We start from the raw sequence: 18,849 nt of genomic DNA, 5'->3' as shown, positions 1-18,849 counted from the left end.
ATCCTCTAGTGGCTGGAGGAGCAAGCGGAAAATATGAAACCCCTGCCGATTGGCGCCCTTTCCGAACTGGCCGGCGTGAAGATCCCGACCATCCGCTATTATGAGGGCATCGGGTTGCTTCCGGTCGCGGAACGCACGGGCACCAACCGCCGGACCTACGACGATGCGACTGTGCGACGTCTCAGGTTCATCCGTCATGCGAGGGAGTTGGGCTTCGAGGTGGACGCCATACGGACGCTCCTCGATCTGGCGGACCAGCCGGACCGCCCCTGCGGCGATGCCGATGTCATCGCCCGGCGGCACCTCGCCGACATCGATAACCGCCTATCCCGCCTGACCGCCCTCCGCACCGAGGTGCAGGCCATGGTCGACCAATGCGCGAGAGGCAGCATCGCCCAATGCCGGGTCATCGAGGTCCTCGCCGACCACGAGGAATGCCTTCACGAGGCTCACTGAGCACGCAAACGGATTGGGGTGGGCATCTGCCTTGAACAAGCCGGGGACGCTTGACGCCGCCCGGAGGCGTGTCGGACTGTCCCGCTCGGAAGCTTCGCCCAGGACACGCGGCCGGAGTAGCGCTCCCGGGCAATGACCAAGCAAGTGACGCTAGATCCCGCCGGCGAACGGCTTCACGGCCTGCTGGGCTACGTCGAGCAGGTTGTCAGGCTCGACGAACGGGCGACCATGCGACTCGGCGAGCATCGTCTCCCGACCGGCCAGGCTTTCACCCTCCATCAGCATGAGCTCCACGCCTTGCCGGGCGTCAGGCACGACCTCGTCGACGAGGAGGGTCCGATCTGGCTGGCGGTCGAGCGGCTGCGGCGGAGCGGGCCGCCGGCACCGCCCGAGACGGCCGCGGAATGGCTTGAACTGGCTCCCGATCCGGAGAGACGGCCGCAGCTTCGCCCGTTCCTGATCCGGACGGTCCCGGCCGGCGAGAAGGATGCCCTCGTCTCCGATGGGTTGGCACGAGCCGAGGATTGCGCCGAGGCACTCGCCCAACCCGACAAGGACGTCCGCCTCTGGGACGTGCGGCTCCGGCTCGAAGACAGGGATGACCTGAGGACGGCCGCGGAGGCCTGGATCACCGAGCGGTGGTTACCCTGGTCGCTGGCGGAGGGGCCCGTCCGTCGCTCCCTTGCCTTGTACCAACGCCTGTTCGAGGTGGCGCAGCTGTCCGAACTCGGCGGCGGGGAGCGCCCGTTCGAGCTCGTCTGGGGCATCGGCCTCGCGCGCTGGCGAAAGGACGCGCAGGAGATCGACCTGCCCCTGGTGGAACGCCTGGTCGAGATCGAGGTCGACGATGCCGGCGGCGCCGAGATCCGGGTTCGTCCCCGTGCCGCCGCGGCCGCCGTGAACCTCCGGGCCTACGAGGAGCTGGGCGTCGAGGGCGTGACGCTGGCCCACGACGCGGCCCGGCGCGCCATCGCCATCCTCGATCCGGACGAAGGCATCTCGCCCTACCGGCGCGACAGCTTCGAGCCGATCCTCCGGTCCTGCCAAGCCAGGCTGGACGTCGAGGGTGGATACCTGCCCGACCGTCTGACGCTCGCACCCGGCGAACCCGTTCCGGCTGCAGGGGAGAACCTGTCGGTGTCCGACCGCTGGGTGCTTTTCGCCCGCCGCAGGTCGGACAGCTTCCTGCTCGCGGACATCGAGAACCTGAAGCGCTCCGTCGAACGTGCTGCGCAGGAGCACGGTCTGCCGGGTCCGGCGCGGACGCTGGTCATGGGGCCGGCCGACGAGCCGTCGCGGGACTTCTGGAGACCCTTGAGCGACCGGGTAGGCGGGACGGCCGAGCGCGCGCCCGAGCCGGAAGGCGCATCCGAGGCAGGCGACCTCTTCTTCCCCAAGCCGTTCAACGACGAGCAGATGGAAATCGTGCGGCGGCTCGAAGCCACCGACGGAATCGTGGTTCAGGGCCCGCCCGGAACGGGCAAGACCCACACCATCTCGAACATCATCTGCCACTACATGGCGACCGGTCGGCGCATCCTGGTCGTCTCCCATGGGGAGCCGGCCCTGGCCGTTCTACGGGACCAACTACCCGACGGGGTCCGCGACCTGGCGATCAGCATTACCGCGACCGAGCGCGAGGGCTTTCGGCAACTAGAAACTGCGGTTCGCCTCCTGCAGTCGGTGGTCGAGAGCATCAAGCCGTCGGAGCAGGCACGGCTGATCCGTGACCTGGAAGCGTCGGTCGTGGGGCTCCGGGGCCGGCTGGAAGCTGTCGACGCCGAGATCGAGCGGTTCGCACTCCGCCAACTCTCCCCCGCCTTTGGTGACGAGCGTCCCGCCGAGCTCGCGCGGCGGGTTGCGCACTCGGCCACGCGGCATGGCTGGTTCGAGGACCGTCCGGGCGACGCCTCCTCCGAGGCGACACCGCGGGACGAAGACGTCGCCGCCCTGCGCACGGCCCGCCTCGCCTTGGGAACCCGCCTCGAACACATCGACTGCGTCCTTCCCTCCGTCCACGACCTGCCGGACGGCGATGTCCTCGCGAGGCTCCACGACGATCTGGTCCGGTCCGTCCACCTTGCCGAGGCTGCGGCGAGCGAACCCTCGATCCGAGTGCGGATCGCGTCCCTGCAGGACGTGGCCCGAGCGCTTGAGGCAGCTTTCGAGCTGGGGGCCCTGCGCCGCGCCAAGCACCTCTCCGATGGCGCTCCCTGGCTGCAGCCGTTGGCTGAGGATATGCTGTTCGCGACCGGCGAGAACCGCCTCGTCGACCTTGTCAGGCGCTTCGCCGAGGATGCCCGACCTGTCGCTCGCGAGCGGGAGCGGTACCTCGGCCTTCCCGTTGAGCTTCCCGAGGGCTTTGGCCCCGCATCCCAAGAGGTCGCCGGCATCGTCCGCCGCCTCGCTGCCGACGAACCGGTGTTCGGCTTCTTCGCATTCCGCGAGAGGTCGCTGCGTCCCACCGTCGACGCCATCCGGGTGCAGGGGCACCCTCCGGCCGGACCCGGGGAATGGGCACATGTTCGTGACCATCTGGCTTGGCGGGATGCGGTCGCATCGCTCGCGATCCGCTGGCGGGCGTTGGCGGAGGAGATCGGCGCTCCCTCCGTCGCCACGGCTCGCGAGCTCGACCAGCTCGTTGCCACGCTCGATGCCGTTCTGTTTGAGGCGGAACGCGCGACGAAGGTTCTCAGCGCTACGTTCGCCGCCCTTGTTCCGGGTGGCGGGTCCGTCCGCGACCTTTGGCTGGATCGCCGTCGGCTCGATCTCGTCGAGGCAGCCTTTCGAAATGCCGCGGCCGCGGCGCAACTCTCGGCCTCCCGGAGCGAGATCGGCCGGCTTCAGACCCTTTTCCCGGAGACGGCAGGAAAGATCGGTCAGCTCGCCCGCAACTTCCTGTCGGAGGCAGTCGGGCGTCAGGGGGTGGAAGGGGAGCAGGTCTCGCATCTTTGGTCGGCCCTGCGTCGCCAGATCGAGGACCTGGGGCAGAGCCGAGCCCACTTCGATGTCGTTCGAGAGGTCACCGAAGCCGTCCACGCGTGCGGCGCGCCGATCTGGGCTTCGCGCCTTCGACGGGAACCGGCCAAGGACCTGGCCGACCCGCTGCTGCCGAAGGAGTGGCGCGAGGCCTGGGAATGGGGCGCGATGGCCGCCTACCTGGGGCGGATCGATGACCGGGACAGGCTGAGGTCGCTTGCGGACGAACGCGTCCGGCTGGATGCCGAGGTGCGGAAAACCTTTGAAGGGCTCGTCCGCGAGCGCACCTTCTACGAGCTCGGTCGCTCGATGACCGGTACGGTGCGTGCGGCCTTGATGATGTTCGCCACGGCCCTGCGCAAGACGGGCAAGGGCACCGGCAAGGGCGCCGTGCGCCACCGACGTGACGCCCGCCTGGCCATGGCGCAATGCTACGCCGCCATTCCATGCTGGATCATGCCGGCTTGGCGCGTCGCCGAGCAGCTGCCCGGCGAGGTCGGTTCCTTCGACCTCGTGATCATGGACGAGGCCTCGCAGTCGGACATCCGCGAGCTTCCGGCCCTGCTCCGCGGCAGGAAGATCCTCGTGGTCGGCGACGACAAGCAGGTGAGCCCGAGCGCGGCGTTCATCGAGAACGCGAAGATCGACCGGCTCGAACACGGCTTCCTCAAGGGCCAGCCCTTCCGAACCCTCCTCCTGCCGGGAGCCTCGCTCTACGACCTCGCCAAGGTGATGTTCCCGGACAAGCTGGTCATGCTGCGGGAGCACTTCCGCTGCGTCGAACCCATTATCCGGTTCTCGATGCAGTTCTATCCCGAACCCCTGGTCCCCCTTCGCGTGCCCACCGCGCACGAGCGGCTCGACCCTCCCCTCGTCGACATCTACGTGCCGGACGGACGCCGCAAGGGCGACAAGCAGAACCCCCGCGAGGCCGAGGTGATCGTCGACGAGATCCGCAAGCTCGTCGACGACCCGAGCCTTGCGCGCGTGGAGGCCCTGGACCGCTGGCGAACCATCGGCGTCGTGTCCCTGATCGGGGCGAAGCAGGCCGCCCTCATCAACCGCATGCTCCTGGACGAACTCGGCGAGGAACTCGTGAGGCGACACCGCATCGCCTGCGGAGACAGCGCCACCTTCCAGGGTAACGAGCGCGACGTGGTCTTCCTGTCGATGATCGCCGATCCGGACAGCAAGCAGGCCCAGACCGCCACCCAGTTCGAGCAACGCTTCAACGTGGCACTGTCCCGGGCCCGGGACAGGCTGGTCCTGGTGCGCTCCGTCCGGGAGGACGAGCTCAAGCCCGACGACCTCAAGGCGCGCGTGATCCGGCACTTCCGCGAGCCCATGGCCGGCGCCGAGGCCCGCTCGGGAGACCTGGAGGCACACTGCGATTCCGATTTCGAGCGCGACGTTCTTCGGCGTCTCGTCGAGCGCGGATACCGCGTGACCCCGCAGGTGGGCGCGCTCGGGTACCGGATCGATCTCGTCGTGGAGGGCGTGAACGGGCGTCGTCTCGCGGTCGAATGCGACGGCGACAGGTACCATGGGCCGGAGCGCTGGGCGGACGACATGCGCCGCCAGCGCATTCTGGAACGGGTCGGTTGGCGCTTCTGGCGTTGCTGGTCGTCGAGCTTCACCCTCGACCCGGATGGATGCATGCTGGACCTGTTCGAGACGCTCGAACGGTCCGGCATCGAGCCAGGAGGAGCTGCAGAGAGCCAGCCATCCTATACCGCGCACCGGACGGCTCCGACGTCGCGGGAGCGAGCGGAAGGACGGCCGGAGGCCGGTGCTTCACAGGACCTCCTCGAACCACGCGCCGAATGCGACCCGCTGGAGCGCGCCGGAACCCCGAAAAGCGTACCTTCGAAAGAAGGGATACGTGCCGGCGACCGGGTCGTGGTGCGCTACCTCGATGACAATAGGACGGCGACCTTCACGCTTGGGCATGGATCCCACGACGAGGTGAACGGACAGCTTCCCATCAGCTCACCCCTGGGGTCGAAGCTTCTCGGGGTATCGGAGGAGGACGAGATCGAGTTCGACGCGGGCGGGCGCATCCGTCGCGTACTGGTATTAAGAACTGAGCGGCCGCGTGCAGCCCTTTGATCGAGCGTGTCGTCGCTCGGTTGGTTGAGCGGCTTTGCGAACTACCTCGTGTCCGGAAATCCTTGCGGCCTGCTGGAACGTGCGCTTAAAGGCACATGTTGATGCGGTGGAGCCGTTGGCACCCCATATCACCGTTGCAGACGGCCGGCGGAGGTGTACCATTCACCCGCTGGTAACCGCATCCATTCCAGCGTGAGGCCGAACCCCTTTGATGGCCAGTCCCGTCGACATGACCGAGTATCGCACAATGGCGGAAAACGCCCTTCGTGCCAGTCGGGCAACCGGCAGTCGCCGGGTCGTGAGCAATCGCGGGCCCGAGCATGCGCGCGCCGTGACCGACGTGCTCGTTACCAGCGCGGAGCGACATCTCGCGTTCCTGTGCGGGTACTTCTCGTCGGATATCTTCGATGCCTCGAAGACCCGCGAGTTCCTCGACGGTCCCGGCGCCCAGATGTCGGTCCTGCTGGACCACATGCCGGATGCTGCCCATCGTTCCGCGCTGTCCGAACTCGGCGCATACATGGTCGGCGACGACCCAAAGCTGAGGGTCCGTCGTCTCGAACATCCGGCCACGGTGCATTTCGGCATCGCCGACGAACGCGACGTTCGGATCGAGACCGACACCCAGTCCCGAAAGGCCACGGTCGTCTTCGGCGACCCCGTCGTCGCGCGTTCCGCAACCCGCAAGTTCAAGTCGCTCTGGGATGCCGCGGTACCGGTCACCGCCCAGGAACTCGGCGCCTCCGCGACCCGCTAGGCGAACGGTCCCGCCCCATGCGTGCGTTCGGATTGCTCGCCCTCGGCGTCCTGGTCGGGCTTGCTGTCTATCACGTGCTCGGGGTGACCGGGGTCTCCGCTATGGTGGAGCACTTCCACCCGAAGTTCGACACCCCAGACCTGAGGCGCCTTGCGGCCGATGAGAACCGCAAGGCGCTTGAGGTCATTTTCGGCACCATCATCACCCTCGGGGGCATCACCCTCACCTGCACCGTGGGGTATCTCTCCCTACCACAGGAACGCTTTAGCGAGGCCGCGCAACGACTGGCACAGCAGGCATTCGGGGAGATGTACCAGAACCGGGAGGAATCCTCCGAGCAGTTGAAGCGGGCGCAAGCCGCCATTGAGAAGAACGAAAAATCCCGTCCCTCACTCATCGCCCTCTACACGCTGATTAGCATCCACTCCATTGCGCCCTGGACCTTTCGGCCCTGCCACAAGCAGCTGCAGGCCCTAGGGAACGGTCTGCGGAACGTCTGGCGGGGAACCCGCATCGCGGTGTTCGTACGCGCAGGCGACGTTTCCTGCGTCGCCTGGCTCGCGGGGCTCACTGCCCTGACTGTGCTGTTCGCCGCCCTTTTCATGGTCCGGCTTGTAGCCCTCGATGCCGTCGTGGACGGGCCCTGGCCGATGATCACCGACCTCGCCCAGCTCGGCGCCCTCTTCACGCTCGTCGCACTCGTCCTCGTCATGGGCATCGCCATCGCTCGGGCGGTCACGGCCCAGTCGGTCAGGCGTGCCATCGAGGAAGCCCGTGAGCAGGAGGAAGGCCGTTTGGCGGACGAGGCCACCCGCCTGATCGATCAGACCGGCGAGGTCCTCGGCGCCTAGCTCTGGACCGGGGCCTGTGCTGGATGCCGTCCGCGAAGCTTGCCCCTTCACGCCCCTCCACGATGACGCACCGCTTCCGGAAGGATGTACCGCCACGGCGTCTTCTAAAGCCGCACCGCCCGCAGCCGCAGGGCGTTCCCGATGACGCTGACCGAGGAGAGCGCCATCGCCGCGGCCGCGATGACCGGGGACAACAGGATGCCAAGAAACGGATAGAGCACCCCGGCCGCCACCGGCACGCCCGCGGCATTGTAGATGAAGGCGAAGAACAGGTTCTGGCGGATGTTGCCCATCACCGCCCGCGACAGGCGCCGTGCCCGCACGATGCCCATGAGGTCGCCCTTGAGCAGCGTCAGCCCAGCGCTTTCGATGGCCACGTCGGTCCCCGTTCCCATGGCGATGCCGACGTCGGCCGCGGCGAGCGCCGGGGCGTCGTTGACGCCGTCGCCCGCCATGGCGACCACCTGCCCCGCCGACTTGTGCCTCTCGACCACGGCGGCCTTCTGGTCGGGCAGCACCTCCGCCTCGACCTCCTCGATGCCGAGCCGACGCGCCACCGCCTCGGCGGTGGTCCGGTTGTCGCCCGTGAGCATGACGACACGGATGCCTTCGACCCGGAGCGCGGCCAGTGCCTCTGCCGTCGTCGCCTTGACCGGGTCGGCGATGGCGAGGACGCCGCCCACGCGTCCGTCGACGCCGACGAAGATGGCCGTCGCCCCGTCCCGCCTCAGGTCATCGGCCTGGACCGCGTAGGCGGAGACGTCCACGCCCTGCTCGCGCAGGAAGCTCGCGTTGCCGAGCGCCACACGCCGTCCCTCGACGGTGCCGAGCGCGCCCTTGCCCGTCGGGCTGTCGAAGCCGGTGACCGGGGCGAAGGCCAGCCCCCGCTTCTCGGCGGCCGCCACGACCGCGACCGCCAAGGGGTGTTCGCTCGCGCGCTCCACGCTTGCCGAAAGCCGCAGGACCTCCGCCTCGTCGAAGCCCGCCGCGGGCACGATCCGGGTGACCGTGGGCTTGCCCTCCGTCAAGGTACCGGTTTTGTCGACCACGAGGGTCGTGACCCGCTCCATCCGCTCCAGCGCCTCGGCGTTCTTCACGAGCACCCCGGCCCCGGCGCCCCTGCCGACGCCGACCATGATGGACATCGGGGTGGCGAGCCCGAGCGCGCAGGGGCAGGCGATGATGAGAACGGCCACGGCGGCCAGGAGGGCGAAGGTGAAGCGCGGCTCGGGGCCGAACGCCATCCAGGCGACGAAGGCCAGCAGCGCCACGCCGATGACGGCGGGCACGAACCAGCCCGCCACCCGGTCCGCGAGGCGCTGGATGGGGGCCCGGCTGCGCTGCGCCTCGGCCACCATCTGGACGATGCGGGCCAGCATGGTGTCCCGACCAACCTTGGTCGCCTCGATGACGAGCGAGCCGGACTGGTTGAGGCTGCCGCCGATGACCGTGGCGCCGGCCTCCTTCGTGACCGGCATCGATTCCCCGGTCACGAGGCTCTCGTCGACCGAGCTTCGACCTTCGCTCACGGTTCCGTCGACCGGCACCTTCTCGCCCGGGCGCACCCGCAGGCGGTCGCCGACGCGGATGTCCTCCAGGCGAACCTCGTCGTCGGTGCCGTCCGGATGAAGGCGCCGGGCGGTCTTCGGCGCCAGGTCGAGGAGCGCCCTGAGGGCCCCGCTGGTGCTCTCGCGCGCCCGCAGTTCCAGGACCTGGCCGAGAAGCACCAGCACGGTGATGACGGCCGCCGCCTCGAAGTAGGCCGGCACCGCCCCGCCGTGACCGCGCAGCGCCTCGGGGAACAAGCCGGGAGCGACGGTGGCGACGACGCTGTAGGCCCAGGCCACCCCGGTCCCGAGGGCGACGAGGGTGAACATGTTGAGGTTGCGCGAGCGCACGGAGTGAAGGGCCCGCACGAAAAAGGGCCAGCCGGCCCAGAGCACGACCGGCGTCGCGAGCGCGAACTGTATCCAGTTCGAGGCCTGCTGGCCGAGCCGCTCGGTCAGGCCGAAAAGATGGCCGCCCATCTCCAGCACGAAGACCGGAAGCGTCAGGACGAGCCCGACCCGGAACCGGCGCGTCATGTCGACGAGCTCCTCGCTCGGGCCAGCGTCCGCGCCGACCATGGCCGGCTCCAACCCCATGCCGCAGATCGGGCAGGCGCCGGGGCCGACCTGGCGCACCTCCGGATGCATCGGGCAGGTGTAGATCGTGCCTTCGGGCACGGGATCGGACTTCGCGGCGGCTTGGGCCGGGTCGATGTACCGGACCGGATCGGCCTCGAACTTCGTTCCGCAGCCTGTCGAGCAGAAGTAGTACGGGTGCCCGGCATGCTCGGCCCGATGCTTCGCCCTGTGAGGGTCGACCGTCATCCCACAGACGGGATCCTTGACCGTCCCGGCGCCGGCGGGCGGCTCGACCTGATGGCCATGCGCGTGGTCATGCCCGGCATGGGCACCGTGGGGGTCTGCATGGTCGTTCGCTGCGGTGCCGTGGATCATGATCGTGTTCCCGTTCGTCGATGTTGCCTATCGGTGTGCGCCTTCCCATCATGGGAAGGTCAACCATGGGGATCGTCATGAACATCGGGCAGGCGGCGGACGCATCGGGGGTCTCAGCCAAGATGATCCGCCATTACGAGAGCATCGGCTTGGTGCCCCAGGCCGACCGCCGGGACAGCGGCTACCGCGACTACGACCCGGAGGACGTGCACCGGCTCAGCTTCGTCCGCCGGGCTCGGGACCTCGGCTTCCCGTTGGAACGCATCCGGGTCCTTCTGGGATTGTGGGGCGATCCCACACGCAGCAGCGCCGAGGTGAAGGCCCTCGCTTTGACCCACATCGAGGAACTCGAAGAGAAGGCCCGCCACCTTCAGGAAATGGCGGACGTCCTTCGTGGTCTGGCCGACGCCTGCGACGGGGACGGACGACCCCACTGCCCGATCATCGAGGGACTGGAGGCCGGATCCGTGCCGGCCTCCAGCCCCTCGGGTGAACGGCTTATTTCGCGTTCTTCTTCAACCAGCCTTCCATCTCGCCGATCTCCTTCTCCTGGTCGTCGATGATCTTCTGGGCCATCGCCTTGGTCTCGGGGTCCTTGGCGTGCTTCAGGGCCACCTTGGCCATGGCCACCGCGCCCTTGTGGTGCGGGATCATGTGGGTGCGGAAATCCACGTCCGGGTTGCCGGTGTAGGGCACGTGCATGTCGTGCATCATCGCCATGTCGGCGGCCTTGAAGTCCTTGGTCGAGGCCGGGTCCTTCGGGTCCGGCTTCATGTCGTTTATCATCTTCATCATGTCTTCGTCATGCGACGCCTTCGGGTCGCCGGGCATCTCGTGCCCGCCGTGGGAATGGGTCGACTGGGCGAGGCTCGGCCCAGCCGTTCCGAGGCCGAGCAGCGCGGCCAGTGCAATCGTGCCGATGGTCTTCATGGTCGTTTCCATTCCTACGTGACGTAACTTGGTGGTGGGGCAGTGGGAGCCCTGCGCCCTGGACGGACGCATGAGGGTTCCCGGTCCGGGCGGCCGATCAGCGGTTCCGGGACGGCTTGGAGGCCGATCCATCGGGATGGGCGTGGTCCATGCGTTCACCCGACCCCGTCGAACCCGTCTCGCCGGGGCGCGCGTCGTGGGCCGGCCCACCCGAGGTGCCACCACGGTTCGGCGTCGGCTGGGTCTGCTGCTCGGCGTTGGCATTGCCCTGGTCGTCGGCGAGGGCCGGGGTTGCCGCCGAGAGGGCGATCAGCAGGGCGGCGGCGGTCATGGTCTTCATGGCTTCGGTCTCCTTGGTTCGTCGTGTTGGACAGGCCGGCAAAGCGTTTTCCGGCCGGTGGCTCGAACAGGAGGGACAGCCTTCGGCGGTCCTCCTGCATCCCTGCACGGGATCGGTCGGTCCCCTCCGGCCCGCGTCCGGGGCCGGAGGGCCGCTGGTCAGTTGAACTTGCCGCTCGTCGTCGCGCCGTCCGGGGCGGTGAGCTGGACGGCGCCCTTCGGGCTCTCACCGAGCGCCACGGACGCCTTGCCCGAGAGGCGGTTGCCGTCGGCCGGTTCGAGGGGCACCCGAGCCGGCTTGCCGCCGACGACGAGGATGGCGGTGCCCTTGAAGCCGGTCGCCGGAACCGGTTTCTGGCTGCCGTCCGTGACGAACACGTCGACGCTTTCGCCCTTGGCAACGAGCTCGACGTGGTACTTGCCGGCATCCGTCACCCGGCCGCCGTGCTGGCCGGACACCTCGTGCGCGTGGACCGGCAGGGCGAGCAGCACGCCCGCCATCAGGGCCATTCTCCAGGGAATCATCGGGTTTCTCCTTTTTGGGTGGGGGCTCAGAACGCCTCGACCGGACGCGGCTTGGCGCCGTCCGGACGCGGTGCATCGGGTGTCTCGGACTGCACGGCGCGCAAGCGCTCCAGCGGGGCCTTGCCGAACCGCAGGAACAGGACGGGCGTCAGGACCGTGTCGAGCAGGGTCGCGCTGATCAGGCCGCCGAAGATGGTCACCGCGACCGGGTGCAGGATCTCCTTGCCCGGGTTCGCGGCGTCGTAGAGCAGCGGCACCAGGGCGACGCCCGCCGACAGGGCGGTCATCAGCACCGGCGTCAGGCGCTCCAGGCTGCCGCGCACCACGAGGTCGCGCCCGAACGGCATGCCCTCGTGCAGCGACAGGTTCAGGTAGTGGCTGATCTTCAGGATGCCGTTGCGGGCGCTGATGCCGGTCAGCGTGATGAACCCGATCATCGACGCCACCGAGAGCGGCTGGCCCACCAGCCACAGCGCGATCACGCTGCCGATGAGGGCGAGCGGCACGTTGCCCATGATGATCAGCGCCAGCACGGCCGAGCGGTAGCGGCTGTAGAGGATGGCGAAGACCAGGGCGAGGGAAAGGGTCGAAAGGGCCGCGATGGTCCGGCTCGCCTCCTCCTGCGCCTGGAAGGTCCCCTCCAGGCTGGCGAAGAAGCCCGGCGGGAGCTTGGCTTCCGCCACCTCCTTGCGGATGGCCGCCACGATGGTGGCCATGTCGCTTTGCCCGTTGGTGTTGGCCTGGACGACGAGACGGCGCCGGCTGTTCTCGCGCAGGATCTGGTTGGGGCCGTCCGTCTCGCGGATGTCGGCGACCTGGCGCGCCGGCACCCAGCCGGACGGCGTCTCGATCAGGAGGTCCTTGAGCCCCTGGGTCGTGCGCTGGCGCTCGGGCAGGCGCAAGAGCACGTCGAAGCGCTTGTAGCCATCGGCCACCGTCGAAACGACGCGCCCGTTGGACAGCCGGCTGAGCTGCTCGACTACGGCCGAGGGCTGGACCCCGTAGAGGGCGGCCCGGGTGTAATCGACCCGGATCTCCAGCTGCGGGATGCGGACCTGCTTCTCCACCTGCAGGTCGGCCAGGCCGGGGATTTTTGCCATGCGGTCGCGCAGGTCGTTGGCCACGCTGCGCAGGGCGTCGAGATCCTCGCCGAAGATCTTCAGGGCAAGCTCGGCCCGGACGCCGGACAGCATGTGGTCGAGGCGGTGCGAGATCGGCTGGCCGACGTTCACCGAGAGCGGCAGCCGGGACAGGCGCTGCCGGATGTCCGCCACGACCGCGTCCTTCGGCCGGCCGCCGCCCTTGAGCTCGACCTCGATCTCGGAGGAGTGGACGCCCTCAGCATGCTCGTCGAGCTCGGCCCGGCCGGTGCGGCGACCCACCGAGGCGACCTCCGGAATGTCCAGGAGCAGCTTCTCGGCGATGAGGCCGACGCGGTTGCTCTCGGAGAGCGAAATCCCCGGGTTGAACGTCGTGTTGACGGTGAACGAGCCCTCGTTGAAGGGCGGGAGGAAGGCGCGCGGCAGGTTCCAGGCGGCGATCCCGGCCGCCACGACGGACAGCGCCACCGTGGCGACGAGCAGGCGCTGGTGCCGGAAGGCGACGCCGAGCAACCGGGCGTTACCCCGCTTGAGCCAGCGCAGCAGGGCGCTGTCGTGCTCGGCCAGGCTCTTGAGGCCGGGCAGCAGGTAGTAGGCCAGCACCGGCGTCAGGGTCACGGACACCAGCAGGCTCGCCAGGATGGAGATGATGTAGGCCTGGCCCAGGGGCGCGAAGAGGCGGCCCTCGATGCCCGACAGGGCGAACAGGGGCACGAACACGAGGACGATGATCATCGTTGCGTAGACGATGCCGGAGCGCACCTCCGAGGAGGCGGCAACCACCACCTCGAAGGTCGAGCGCGGCGAGCCGGCCGCCCGGTTCTCGCCGAGCCTTCGAAAGATGTTCTCGACGTCGACCACCGCGTCGTCGACGAGCTCGCCGATGGCGATGGCGAGCCCGCCCAGGGTCATGGTGTTGATCGACAGGCCGGCGAGGTGGAAGGCCACCGCGGTCGCCAGGATCGAGACCGGGATGGCGGTCAGCGAGATGGCCGTGGTGCGCACGTTCAGGAGGAACGCGAAGAGCACGATGGCCACAACCACGATGGCCTCGACGAGCACGCGCTCGACGTTGGCGATGGAGGTCTCGATGAAGTTCGCCTGCCGGAACAGGATCTGGTCGGCCTTGATCCCGTTCGGCAGGGTCGCGGTGACCTCCTTCAGCGCCGCCTCGATCTCGCGGGTGAGCTTGACCGTGTCGACGTCGGGCTGCTTCTCGACGGAGACGATGACGCCGGGCTTGCCCATGTAGCCGCCGTCGCCGCGCTTCACCCTCGGGGCGAAGGAGACTTCCGCCACCTGGCGCAGGTAGACCGGCGCGTCCGCGACGTTGGCGACGACGACGCTGCGCAGGTCGTCGAGGCTCATGGTCCGGCCGATGTTCCGGATGAGGTACTCGCGGGCGTACTGGTCGGTGAAGCCGCCGCCGGCATTGGTGCCGAACTGGGTCAGGGACGCCTCAAGCTGGGCGTTGGTGACGCCGAGCGCCCGCATGGCCGCCACGTTCGGGCTTACCCGGAACTGGCGCACCTCGCCGCCGATGGGAATGACCTGGGCGACGCCCGGGATGGTGAGCAGGCGAGGCCGCAGGATGAAGTCGGCGGCCTCGCGCACCTCCATCGGGGTCGCGTTGTCTCCGGTCACCGCGACCAGCAGGATCTGCCCCATGATGGAGGAGATCGGCCCCATCTGGGGCGTGACGTTCGGCGGGAGCTGGTCGCGGACCAGGGTCAGACGCTCGGCGATCTGCTGCCGATTCCGGTAGATGTCGGTGCCCCAGTCGAACTCGACGTAGACGATGGAGAGCCCGACGCCGGAGACCGAGCGCACCCGGCTGACCCCGGGCAGGCCGTTCATCCGGGTCTCGATGGGATAGGTGACGAGCTGCTCCACCTCGGGCGGCGCGAGCCCCTCGGCCTCGGTCATGATGGTGACCGTCGGCTTGTTGAGGTCGGGAAACACGTCCACCGGCAGCTTGGTGGCGGTGAAGGCGCCGTACAGGATCAGGACGGCGGCGACCGCGAGGACGAGCAGGCGGTTGCGCAGTGACTGCGTGACGAGGAAATTGAACATGGGCGTGCCTCCTCAGCGGACCTGATCGAGGAGCTCGGCGCCCTCGGTGACGACGCGCTTGCCCGCGCCTACCCCCTCGGCGACGAGCACGTTGGTCCCGTCGAGGGGCTCGACCCGGACCTGGCGGGCCTCGAAGCGCTCGGCGGCGACGTGCTCGTAGACGATGGCCTGCCCGTTGCCGGAGCGGACCACCGCCGCACGCGGCAGGGCGAGGCCGGACTGCTCGGCGTCCGTGCCGGCGAGCACCGTGAGGAACTGCCCGACCCGCAGGCCGGCGGTGTTGCCCTTGATCGCGAACTGGACCGGGATGGCCTGGTTGCGGTCGGCGAGGCCGGCGCCCTGGTAGACGAGGGATAGGGTGCGCCCGTCGGCGAAGCGGGCCGTGGCGTTCCCAGCCGGCGTGAGGGCGTCGAAGCTCAGGGCCTCGACCCAGAGACGGGTCGGGTCGACGATCTGGAACACCATGGCGCCGGCCGCCGCCATCTGGCCCGCCACCGCGGAGGCCTGCGCGATAACGCCGTCGACGGGCGCGACCAGGGCTTCCGGCTGCTGTCGTGCCTTGTCGAGGGCCGTGCGGCGGTCCTGCAGGCCCTTCAGCTCGGAGAGGGCGTCGTCGAGCTGTGTCTGGGCGACGGCGCCGGTGGTCGCGAGCTTGCGATAGCGCTCCACGCGGCGCTCGACGACGTCGATCTGCTGGTCGAGCTCGCCCTGGCGCTGGCGCATGTCCGAGACGTCGATGGCCTGGACCGGGGGCGTCACGTAGGCCAGCACGTCGCCCTTCCTCACCGTCGTCCCGAGGCGCGGGAACAGGCCTGAGGACGGCGGCGAGAGCCGGCCGCCGACCGAGGATTGCACGACGCCGCTGGCGTTCGGGTCCGGGATCACGCGTCCCGGCAGTTCGACCGTCCGGTGGAACGTCGCCTGCTCCGTCATGGTGGTGCGCAGGACCAGGAGGCGCTGGGTCGGCTTGGGCACGAACACGGAGCCGTCAGGCAGGCGCTGGGCAAGGTCGGACGACGGCTGCGCGGGGTCGAGCAGGGCCGCGCCTTGAACCGGGTCGCCCTTGGACGGGGTGCCGTGGTCCTCGTCGCCATGGGCGAAGGCCACGGTCCCGAGCGCCAGGGTCACGAAGACCGCCATGACGGCCACGGCGGGAAGGCTGCGCCGGCCCCGCATGAGCACGGTAAGCAGCATGCCGAGGAGGAAGGCGGCCGCCGCGGTCAGCATCAGGACGGGGTCCTTGGCCGCGAGGCGGGCCTTCAGGTCGGCGACGGCGGCGGACGCCTTGGCCATGGCGGTGCCGCCCGGCGCTGCGGCCGGGGCGGCGACGGGCGCCTGGGTCTGCGGGATGGACAGCGGGACGGTGAGGACGTCGACCGCCTCCCCGGCGGTGACGGTCACCAGGAGGTCGTGCGATCCCGCCTGCGCGAGCCAGGGCGCGGGAAGCACGTAGGCCGCCTCGGCGGTCTCGGTGGCGGTCCTCTGCCCCTCGGGCGTCTCCACCTCCAGGACTGCGCCGCGGACGGGTTCGTTGGTCCGGAAGCGGTCGAGGTAGAACGTGACCTTCCCGTCCCGTGGGATGGCGGTCAGCTCGAACGCGTCCGACGCGGCCTCGCCGCGCGGGGCGATGGACTTCGAGACGGGCGGGGGCGGTGCGCCGTGGTCGTGCCCCTCATGGGCACGTGCGGGACCCGCCAGCGAAGCGACGGCCAGCCACGCCGCGCCAAGGGCGGCGGCAATACGAAAAGACATGGAAGAGGCATCCTCGCGTTCGAACACCGGACGCACATCCGCGGCTTGCGGACGGAATCCGACCGTTGCGCGCCCTTGGCGCGCCGTTCGTTACGCGAGGGTTCGTGGGGGCCTGGGCAGGGCCTCGGGGCCGAGGCCGGAGCGGCCGTCGATGTCGTGCGTGACCAGAACGACATGCCCGAAGGCGAGCGTCGGCATTGTCATCGGAGCCGAGAGGATGCCAGGAACGCAGCAGGACATCGTCCCGCAGCATGCGCCCTTGCAGGGACCGGGGCAGCAACCCCGACCCGCGTCCTCGGACTGGAGGACGGCGACCCGGGCGGGAACCGCGGCCTTGAGCAGCACGGGCGTTGCATCGACGGCAGCCGCCGACCGACCGACGTCGCGCGGTGCGGGGGCCGCCAGCGGCGCGACGGACGCCTTGGGCGCCCGCGTCATGGCGGCATGGTCATGGCCACCGTGATGATGGCCTTCGTGAGCCTGGACGGCAGACGGCGCGACGTAGGCGATGATCATCACGATCATCGCCGCCATCAGGCGCACGAGTTGCCGGTCGGGTCTCATCGGGATTGCTTACACCGTTTCGATGGGCCGAGGAATACTCGCCCCGGGACACAAATGGCCGAGCGCCGATATTGTTTCCGCTTGCCGGTCGGTCAAGCCGCGGCGGTCAGCGGTTCGACGCCATAGCCCGCGGAACTGACCGCGTCGGTGAACCGCGCCGCATCCGAGGACGACGCGATGGAGACGATGCCTTCGCCCAGGTCGATGTCGACGGTGGCATTCGGATCGACGCCCAGGACCGCGCGCGTAACGGACTTGGCGCAGCCGCCGCAGTTCATTCGAGTGACCTTGAGCCGGATCATGACGGTTCTCCTCTTAGAAGTGACGTCACGGCGATATGGGGCTTCCCATGATGGGAAGGTCAAGAGCTTCTTGTCCGGCGGCAGACGGATACCTCGGAGCGGCTTGTCTTGGCGTGATCTCAAGCTTGGTGCAGGCCCCCGCCCGGCCTATCCCTTGCTCTCAACGTAAGGGGCTGACCATGGGCGTCAATTTCCGTCCACGTGCAGGCCATGAACCGATATGACCTTGACGACCCGGCATGCTCCGATCCGTCCATGCCTGTAAGCCCCGACCATGCGTGGAAGCTCGTCCTTCGGGGCCAATAGCCATCTCCGGCTGACGACCGCCCCTTTTCGCCGTGCCGAGGCGTGCGTATCCGGCGCACGTCGACCAGTCCGGACCAATGACGATCCTAGACCTCGCCAGCGAAAGGACCAACGAGGCGCCTTCGCGTCCGCTGAACCCCGAACAATACACGCGATTATCTCGTGCGCTTCTCATCTTTGGCTAAGCGATACGTCTGAAACACCAAAATAATCTCGGATCGGTTTCCGAACGAAATGCGTTGCTGGCCATACAATGTTTCTAGGAGCACCACGATGAAGCGCAACCTTCTCGCTTACGCCGCCGCCACGACCCTGGCCCTGGCGCCGGTCGGGGCCCTCGCCCAGCACATCGACGTCGGCCCGGGCGGCGTCGGCGTCCATGGCGACAGTCATGGCGAGCGCCACGGCGACCGTCACCATGACGACCACCATGAGGTCGTCCGCGAGCATCACCACCACGACGACCATCACGATGACAACCATGGCAGCGAGCGCCGAACCACGGTCATCGAGCGCCACTGAGCGGTTCGCCGCTCCCAGGTCCGGCAAGATGAACGCGGGTTTCAGACCCCGTTCAAGTCGCCGGACCCATGCTCACGGCATCAATCCTTGAGGAAAGAGCCATGCGAGTCCGCATCCCAGCCCTTCTCGCCGCGACCCTGATCCTCGTCCCTGCCGCCGCATCGGCGCAGTATTACGGGGGCGACTTCGAGAGGCGCGGTCGCGACGTCCATGTCGACCGCTACCATCACGGCGACCACGACGACATCGTCGTGCATCGTCATCGCCGCCACTACGAGGAGCGGCCGGTCTACTACGAGCGTCGCCACCACCATCATCACCATCACGACTATTGAGGCTTGCCTCCCGTCGGGGGCCATCCGGCATGTACGAGTGGCCCGGAATCGTTCATAAGGCAGCCATGAGCGCGGGATCCCCAATTAGGGCCTACGAGGCAATGCGCGGTTGGTGGGCGATCGCCGTCCGCGCGCTCTCGCTCGTGCTCGCCCTGGCGCTTGTCGCTCCCGGAACCATCCATTCCGCAGAGGTCCATCGCTTCGCCGGTGCCGAAGTGTCGATGTCGGCTTATTCCGACGCGGCTCCGGCAAGCCATGCTGATGGCTGCCTGACCTGTCACGCAAACTGCGGATGCCACCAAGCCATCAATCCCGAGGGACCGGCTTTGGCGCTGAGCGCCATGACCAAGCGGCCGACCTACGCCCTCGTGGACGCGACTATGGTTTCGGTCTCGCCGGACCGCCTTCCGAGGCCTCCCCGCGCCTGAGATGGCGTCGTCACGTCCGT

Annotated in this window: 18 protein-coding genes; 8 read left to right on the top strand and 10 right to left on the bottom strand. The window is 68.6% G+C overall.

Annotated features, from left to right (window positions below; translation table 11 throughout):
* Positions 1-33: 33 nt before the first annotated feature.
* Positions 34-456: a helix-turn-helix domain-containing protein gene (locus ASF18_RS21455; RefSeq protein WP_056355111.1), complete on the top strand. Its 423-nt coding sequence runs from the start codon at positions 34-36 to the stop codon at positions 454-456.
* 150 nt (positions 457-606) lie between these two features.
* Here the strand turns inward: ASF18_RS21455 and ASF18_RS24960 are convergent, their stop codons facing one another.
* Together ASF18_RS24960 and ASF18_RS24955 are read right to left on the bottom strand one after the other, a co-directional pair.
* Positions 607-1,002 (bottom strand): hypothetical protein, encoded by a 396-nt coding sequence (locus tag ASF18_RS24960; protein ID WP_244472798.1) that lies wholly within the window; start codon positions 1,000-1,002, stop codon positions 607-609.
* A 96-nt stretch (positions 1,003-1,098) separates the two neighbouring features.
* Positions 1,099-1,407, bottom strand: a complete 309-nt coding sequence (locus ASF18_RS24955) for a hypothetical protein (protein WP_244472797.1) — start codon at positions 1,405-1,407, stop codon at positions 1,099-1,101.
* Here ASF18_RS24955 and ASF18_RS21450 point away from each other — a divergent pair.
* The 3 genes from ASF18_RS21450 to ASF18_RS21440 all read left to right on the top strand — a co-directional run bounded on the left by ASF18_RS21450 (position 1,393) and on the right by ASF18_RS21440 (position 7,152).
* The gene (locus tag ASF18_RS21450) at positions 1,393-5,544 is read left to right on the top strand and encodes an AAA domain-containing protein (RefSeq protein ID WP_244472796.1); all 4,152 of its coding nucleotides are present in this window, start codon (positions 1,393-1,395) and stop codon (positions 5,542-5,544) included. The two genes, ASF18_RS24955 and ASF18_RS21450, sit on opposite strands and share 15 nt — an antisense overlap.
* A 211-nt stretch (positions 5,545-5,755) precedes the next feature.
* Positions 5,756-6,301: a hypothetical protein gene (locus ASF18_RS21445; protein ID WP_056355105.1), complete on the top strand. Its 546-nt coding sequence runs from the start codon at positions 5,756-5,758 to the stop codon at positions 6,299-6,301.
* A gap of 17 nt (positions 6,302-6,318) precedes the next feature.
* Positions 6,319-7,152, top strand: a complete 834-nt coding sequence (locus ASF18_RS21440) for a hypothetical protein (protein WP_056355102.1) — start codon at positions 6,319-6,321, stop codon at positions 7,150-7,152.
* A gap of 104 nt (positions 7,153-7,256) precedes the next feature.
* Here the strand turns inward: ASF18_RS21440 and ASF18_RS21435 are convergent, their stop codons facing one another.
* A complete protein-coding gene (locus tag ASF18_RS21435) occupies positions 7,257-9,653 on the bottom strand; it encodes a heavy metal translocating P-type ATPase (protein ID WP_056355099.1) in 2,397 nt (798 codons plus the stop codon).
* A 77-nt stretch (positions 9,654-9,730) separates the two neighbouring features.
* Between ASF18_RS21435 and cueR the strand changes: the two genes are divergently transcribed.
* Complete coding sequence (gene cueR, locus ASF18_RS23345) at positions 9,731-10,216, top strand: Cu(I)-responsive transcriptional regulator (protein ID WP_082487872.1); 486 nt, start codon at positions 9,731-9,733, stop codon at positions 10,214-10,216.
* Here cueR and ASF18_RS21425 read toward each other — a convergent pair.
* The 7 genes from ASF18_RS21425 to ASF18_RS21395 all read right to left on the bottom strand — a co-directional run bounded on the left by ASF18_RS21425 (position 10,152) and on the right by ASF18_RS21395 (position 17,238).
* Positions 10,152-10,583 (bottom strand): DUF305 domain-containing protein, encoded by a 432-nt coding sequence (locus tag ASF18_RS21425; protein WP_056355092.1) that lies wholly within the window; start codon positions 10,581-10,583, stop codon positions 10,152-10,154. The genes cueR and ASF18_RS21425 overlap by 65 nt on opposite strands.
* A 97-nt stretch (positions 10,584-10,680) precedes the next feature.
* Positions 10,681-10,923: a hypothetical protein gene (locus tag ASF18_RS21420; RefSeq protein WP_056355088.1), complete on the bottom strand. Its 243-nt coding sequence runs from the start codon at positions 10,921-10,923 to the stop codon at positions 10,681-10,683.
* Between the two features lie 158 nt (positions 10,924-11,081).
* Positions 11,082-11,447, bottom strand: a complete 366-nt coding sequence (locus tag ASF18_RS21415; protein WP_056355086.1) for a hypothetical protein — start codon at positions 11,445-11,447, stop codon at positions 11,082-11,084.
* 26 nt (positions 11,448-11,473) lie between these two features.
* Positions 11,474-14,620 carry an efflux RND transporter permease subunit gene (locus tag ASF18_RS21410; protein ID WP_056355082.1) on the bottom strand — a complete coding sequence of 1,049 codons (3,147 nt, stop codon included), beginning with the start codon at positions 14,618-14,620 and terminating at the stop codon, positions 11,474-11,476.
* 12 nt (positions 14,621-14,632) lie between these two features.
* The gene (locus tag ASF18_RS21405; protein ID WP_056355308.1) at positions 14,633-16,372 is read right to left on the bottom strand and encodes an HlyD family efflux transporter periplasmic adaptor subunit; all 1,740 of its coding nucleotides are present in this window, start codon (positions 16,370-16,372) and stop codon (positions 14,633-14,635) included.
* Positions 16,373-16,462: 90 nt separating this feature from the next.
* Complete coding sequence (locus ASF18_RS21400) at positions 16,463-16,936, bottom strand: hypothetical protein (RefSeq protein WP_056355079.1); 474 nt, start codon at positions 16,934-16,936, stop codon at positions 16,463-16,465.
* 92 nt (positions 16,937-17,028) lie between these two features.
* On the bottom strand, positions 17,029-17,238 hold the full coding sequence (locus ASF18_RS21395; protein WP_056355076.1) for a heavy-metal-associated domain-containing protein: 210 nt from the start codon (positions 17,236-17,238) through the stop codon (positions 17,029-17,031).
* Positions 17,239-17,817: 579 nt separating this feature from the next.
* Here ASF18_RS21395 and ASF18_RS21390 point away from each other — a divergent pair.
* The 3 genes from ASF18_RS21390 (at position 17,818) to ASF18_RS23335 (ending at position 18,829) form a co-directional block, all read left to right on the top strand.
* Positions 17,818-18,066 carry a hypothetical protein gene (locus ASF18_RS21390; protein WP_056355073.1) on the top strand — a complete coding sequence of 83 codons (249 nt, stop codon included), beginning with the start codon at positions 17,818-17,820 and terminating at the stop codon, positions 18,064-18,066.
* Between the two features lie 101 nt (positions 18,067-18,167).
* Positions 18,168-18,401: a hypothetical protein gene (locus ASF18_RS23340; protein ID WP_082487856.1), complete on the top strand. Its 234-nt coding sequence runs from the start codon at positions 18,168-18,170 to the stop codon at positions 18,399-18,401.
* Between the two features lie 65 nt (positions 18,402-18,466).
* Positions 18,467-18,829, top strand: a complete 363-nt coding sequence (locus tag ASF18_RS23335) for a hypothetical protein (protein ID WP_244472794.1) — start codon at positions 18,467-18,469, stop codon at positions 18,827-18,829.
* The last annotated feature ends 20 nt before the right edge of the window (positions 18,830-18,849 follow it).

Origin of the sequence: Methylobacterium sp. Leaf89 (assembly GCF_001422215.1) — a bacterium.
In the GTDB taxonomy this organism is placed as follows: domain Bacteria; phylum Pseudomonadota; class Alphaproteobacteria; order Rhizobiales; family Beijerinckiaceae; genus Methylobacterium.
The sequence above is the reverse complement of the archived record's forward strand: the minus strand, read 5'-3'. Positions and strand labels throughout refer to the sequence as shown.

Bases quoted from the DNA above. Each gene is read 5' to 3' on its own strand.
- ASF18_RS21455 (WP_056355111.1), top strand. From the start codon at position 34: ATGAAACCCCTGCCGATTGGCGCCCTTTCCGAACTGGCCGGCGTGAAG.
- ASF18_RS21445 (WP_056355105.1), top strand. From the start codon at position 5,756: ATGGCCAGTCCCGTCGACATGACCGAGTATCGCACAATGGCGGAAAAC.
- ASF18_RS21440 (WP_056355102.1), top strand. From the start codon at position 6,319: ATGCGTGCGTTCGGATTGCTCGCCCTCGGCGTCCTGGTCGGGCTTGCT.
- ASF18_RS21435 (WP_056355099.1), bottom strand. From the start codon at position 9,653: ATGATCCACGGCACCGCAGCGAACGACCATGCAGACCCCCACGGTGCC.
- cueR (WP_082487872.1), top strand. From the start codon at position 9,731: ATGAACATCGGGCAGGCGGCGGACGCATCGGGGGTCTCAGCCAAGATG.
- ASF18_RS21425 (WP_056355092.1), bottom strand. From the start codon at position 10,583: ATGAAGACCATCGGCACGATTGCACTGGCCGCGCTGCTCGGCCTCGGA.
- ASF18_RS21420 (WP_056355088.1), bottom strand. From the start codon at position 10,923: ATGAAGACCATGACCGCCGCCGCCCTGCTGATCGCCCTCTCGGCGGCA.
- ASF18_RS21415 (WP_056355086.1), bottom strand. From the start codon at position 11,447: ATGATTCCCTGGAGAATGGCCCTGATGGCGGGCGTGCTGCTCGCCCTG.
- ASF18_RS21410 (WP_056355082.1), bottom strand. From the start codon at position 14,620: ATGTTCAATTTCCTCGTCACGCAGTCACTGCGCAACCGCCTGCTCGTC.
- ASF18_RS21405 (WP_056355308.1), bottom strand. From the start codon at position 16,372: ATGTCTTTTCGTATTGCCGCCGCCCTTGGCGCGGCGTGGCTGGCCGTC.
- ASF18_RS21400 (WP_056355079.1), bottom strand. From the start codon at position 16,936: ATGAGACCCGACCGGCAACTCGTGCGCCTGATGGCGGCGATGATCGTG.
- ASF18_RS21395 (WP_056355076.1), bottom strand. From the start codon at position 17,238: ATGATCCGGCTCAAGGTCACTCGAATGAACTGCGGCGGCTGCGCCAAG.
- ASF18_RS21390 (WP_056355073.1), top strand. From the start codon at position 17,818: ATGAAGCGCAACCTTCTCGCTTACGCCGCCGCCACGACCCTGGCCCTG.
- ASF18_RS23340 (WP_082487856.1), top strand. From the start codon at position 18,168: ATGCGAGTCCGCATCCCAGCCCTTCTCGCCGCGACCCTGATCCTCGTC.
- ASF18_RS23335 (WP_244472794.1), top strand. From the start codon at position 18,467: ATGAGCGCGGGATCCCCAATTAGGGCCTACGAGGCAATGCGCGGTTGG.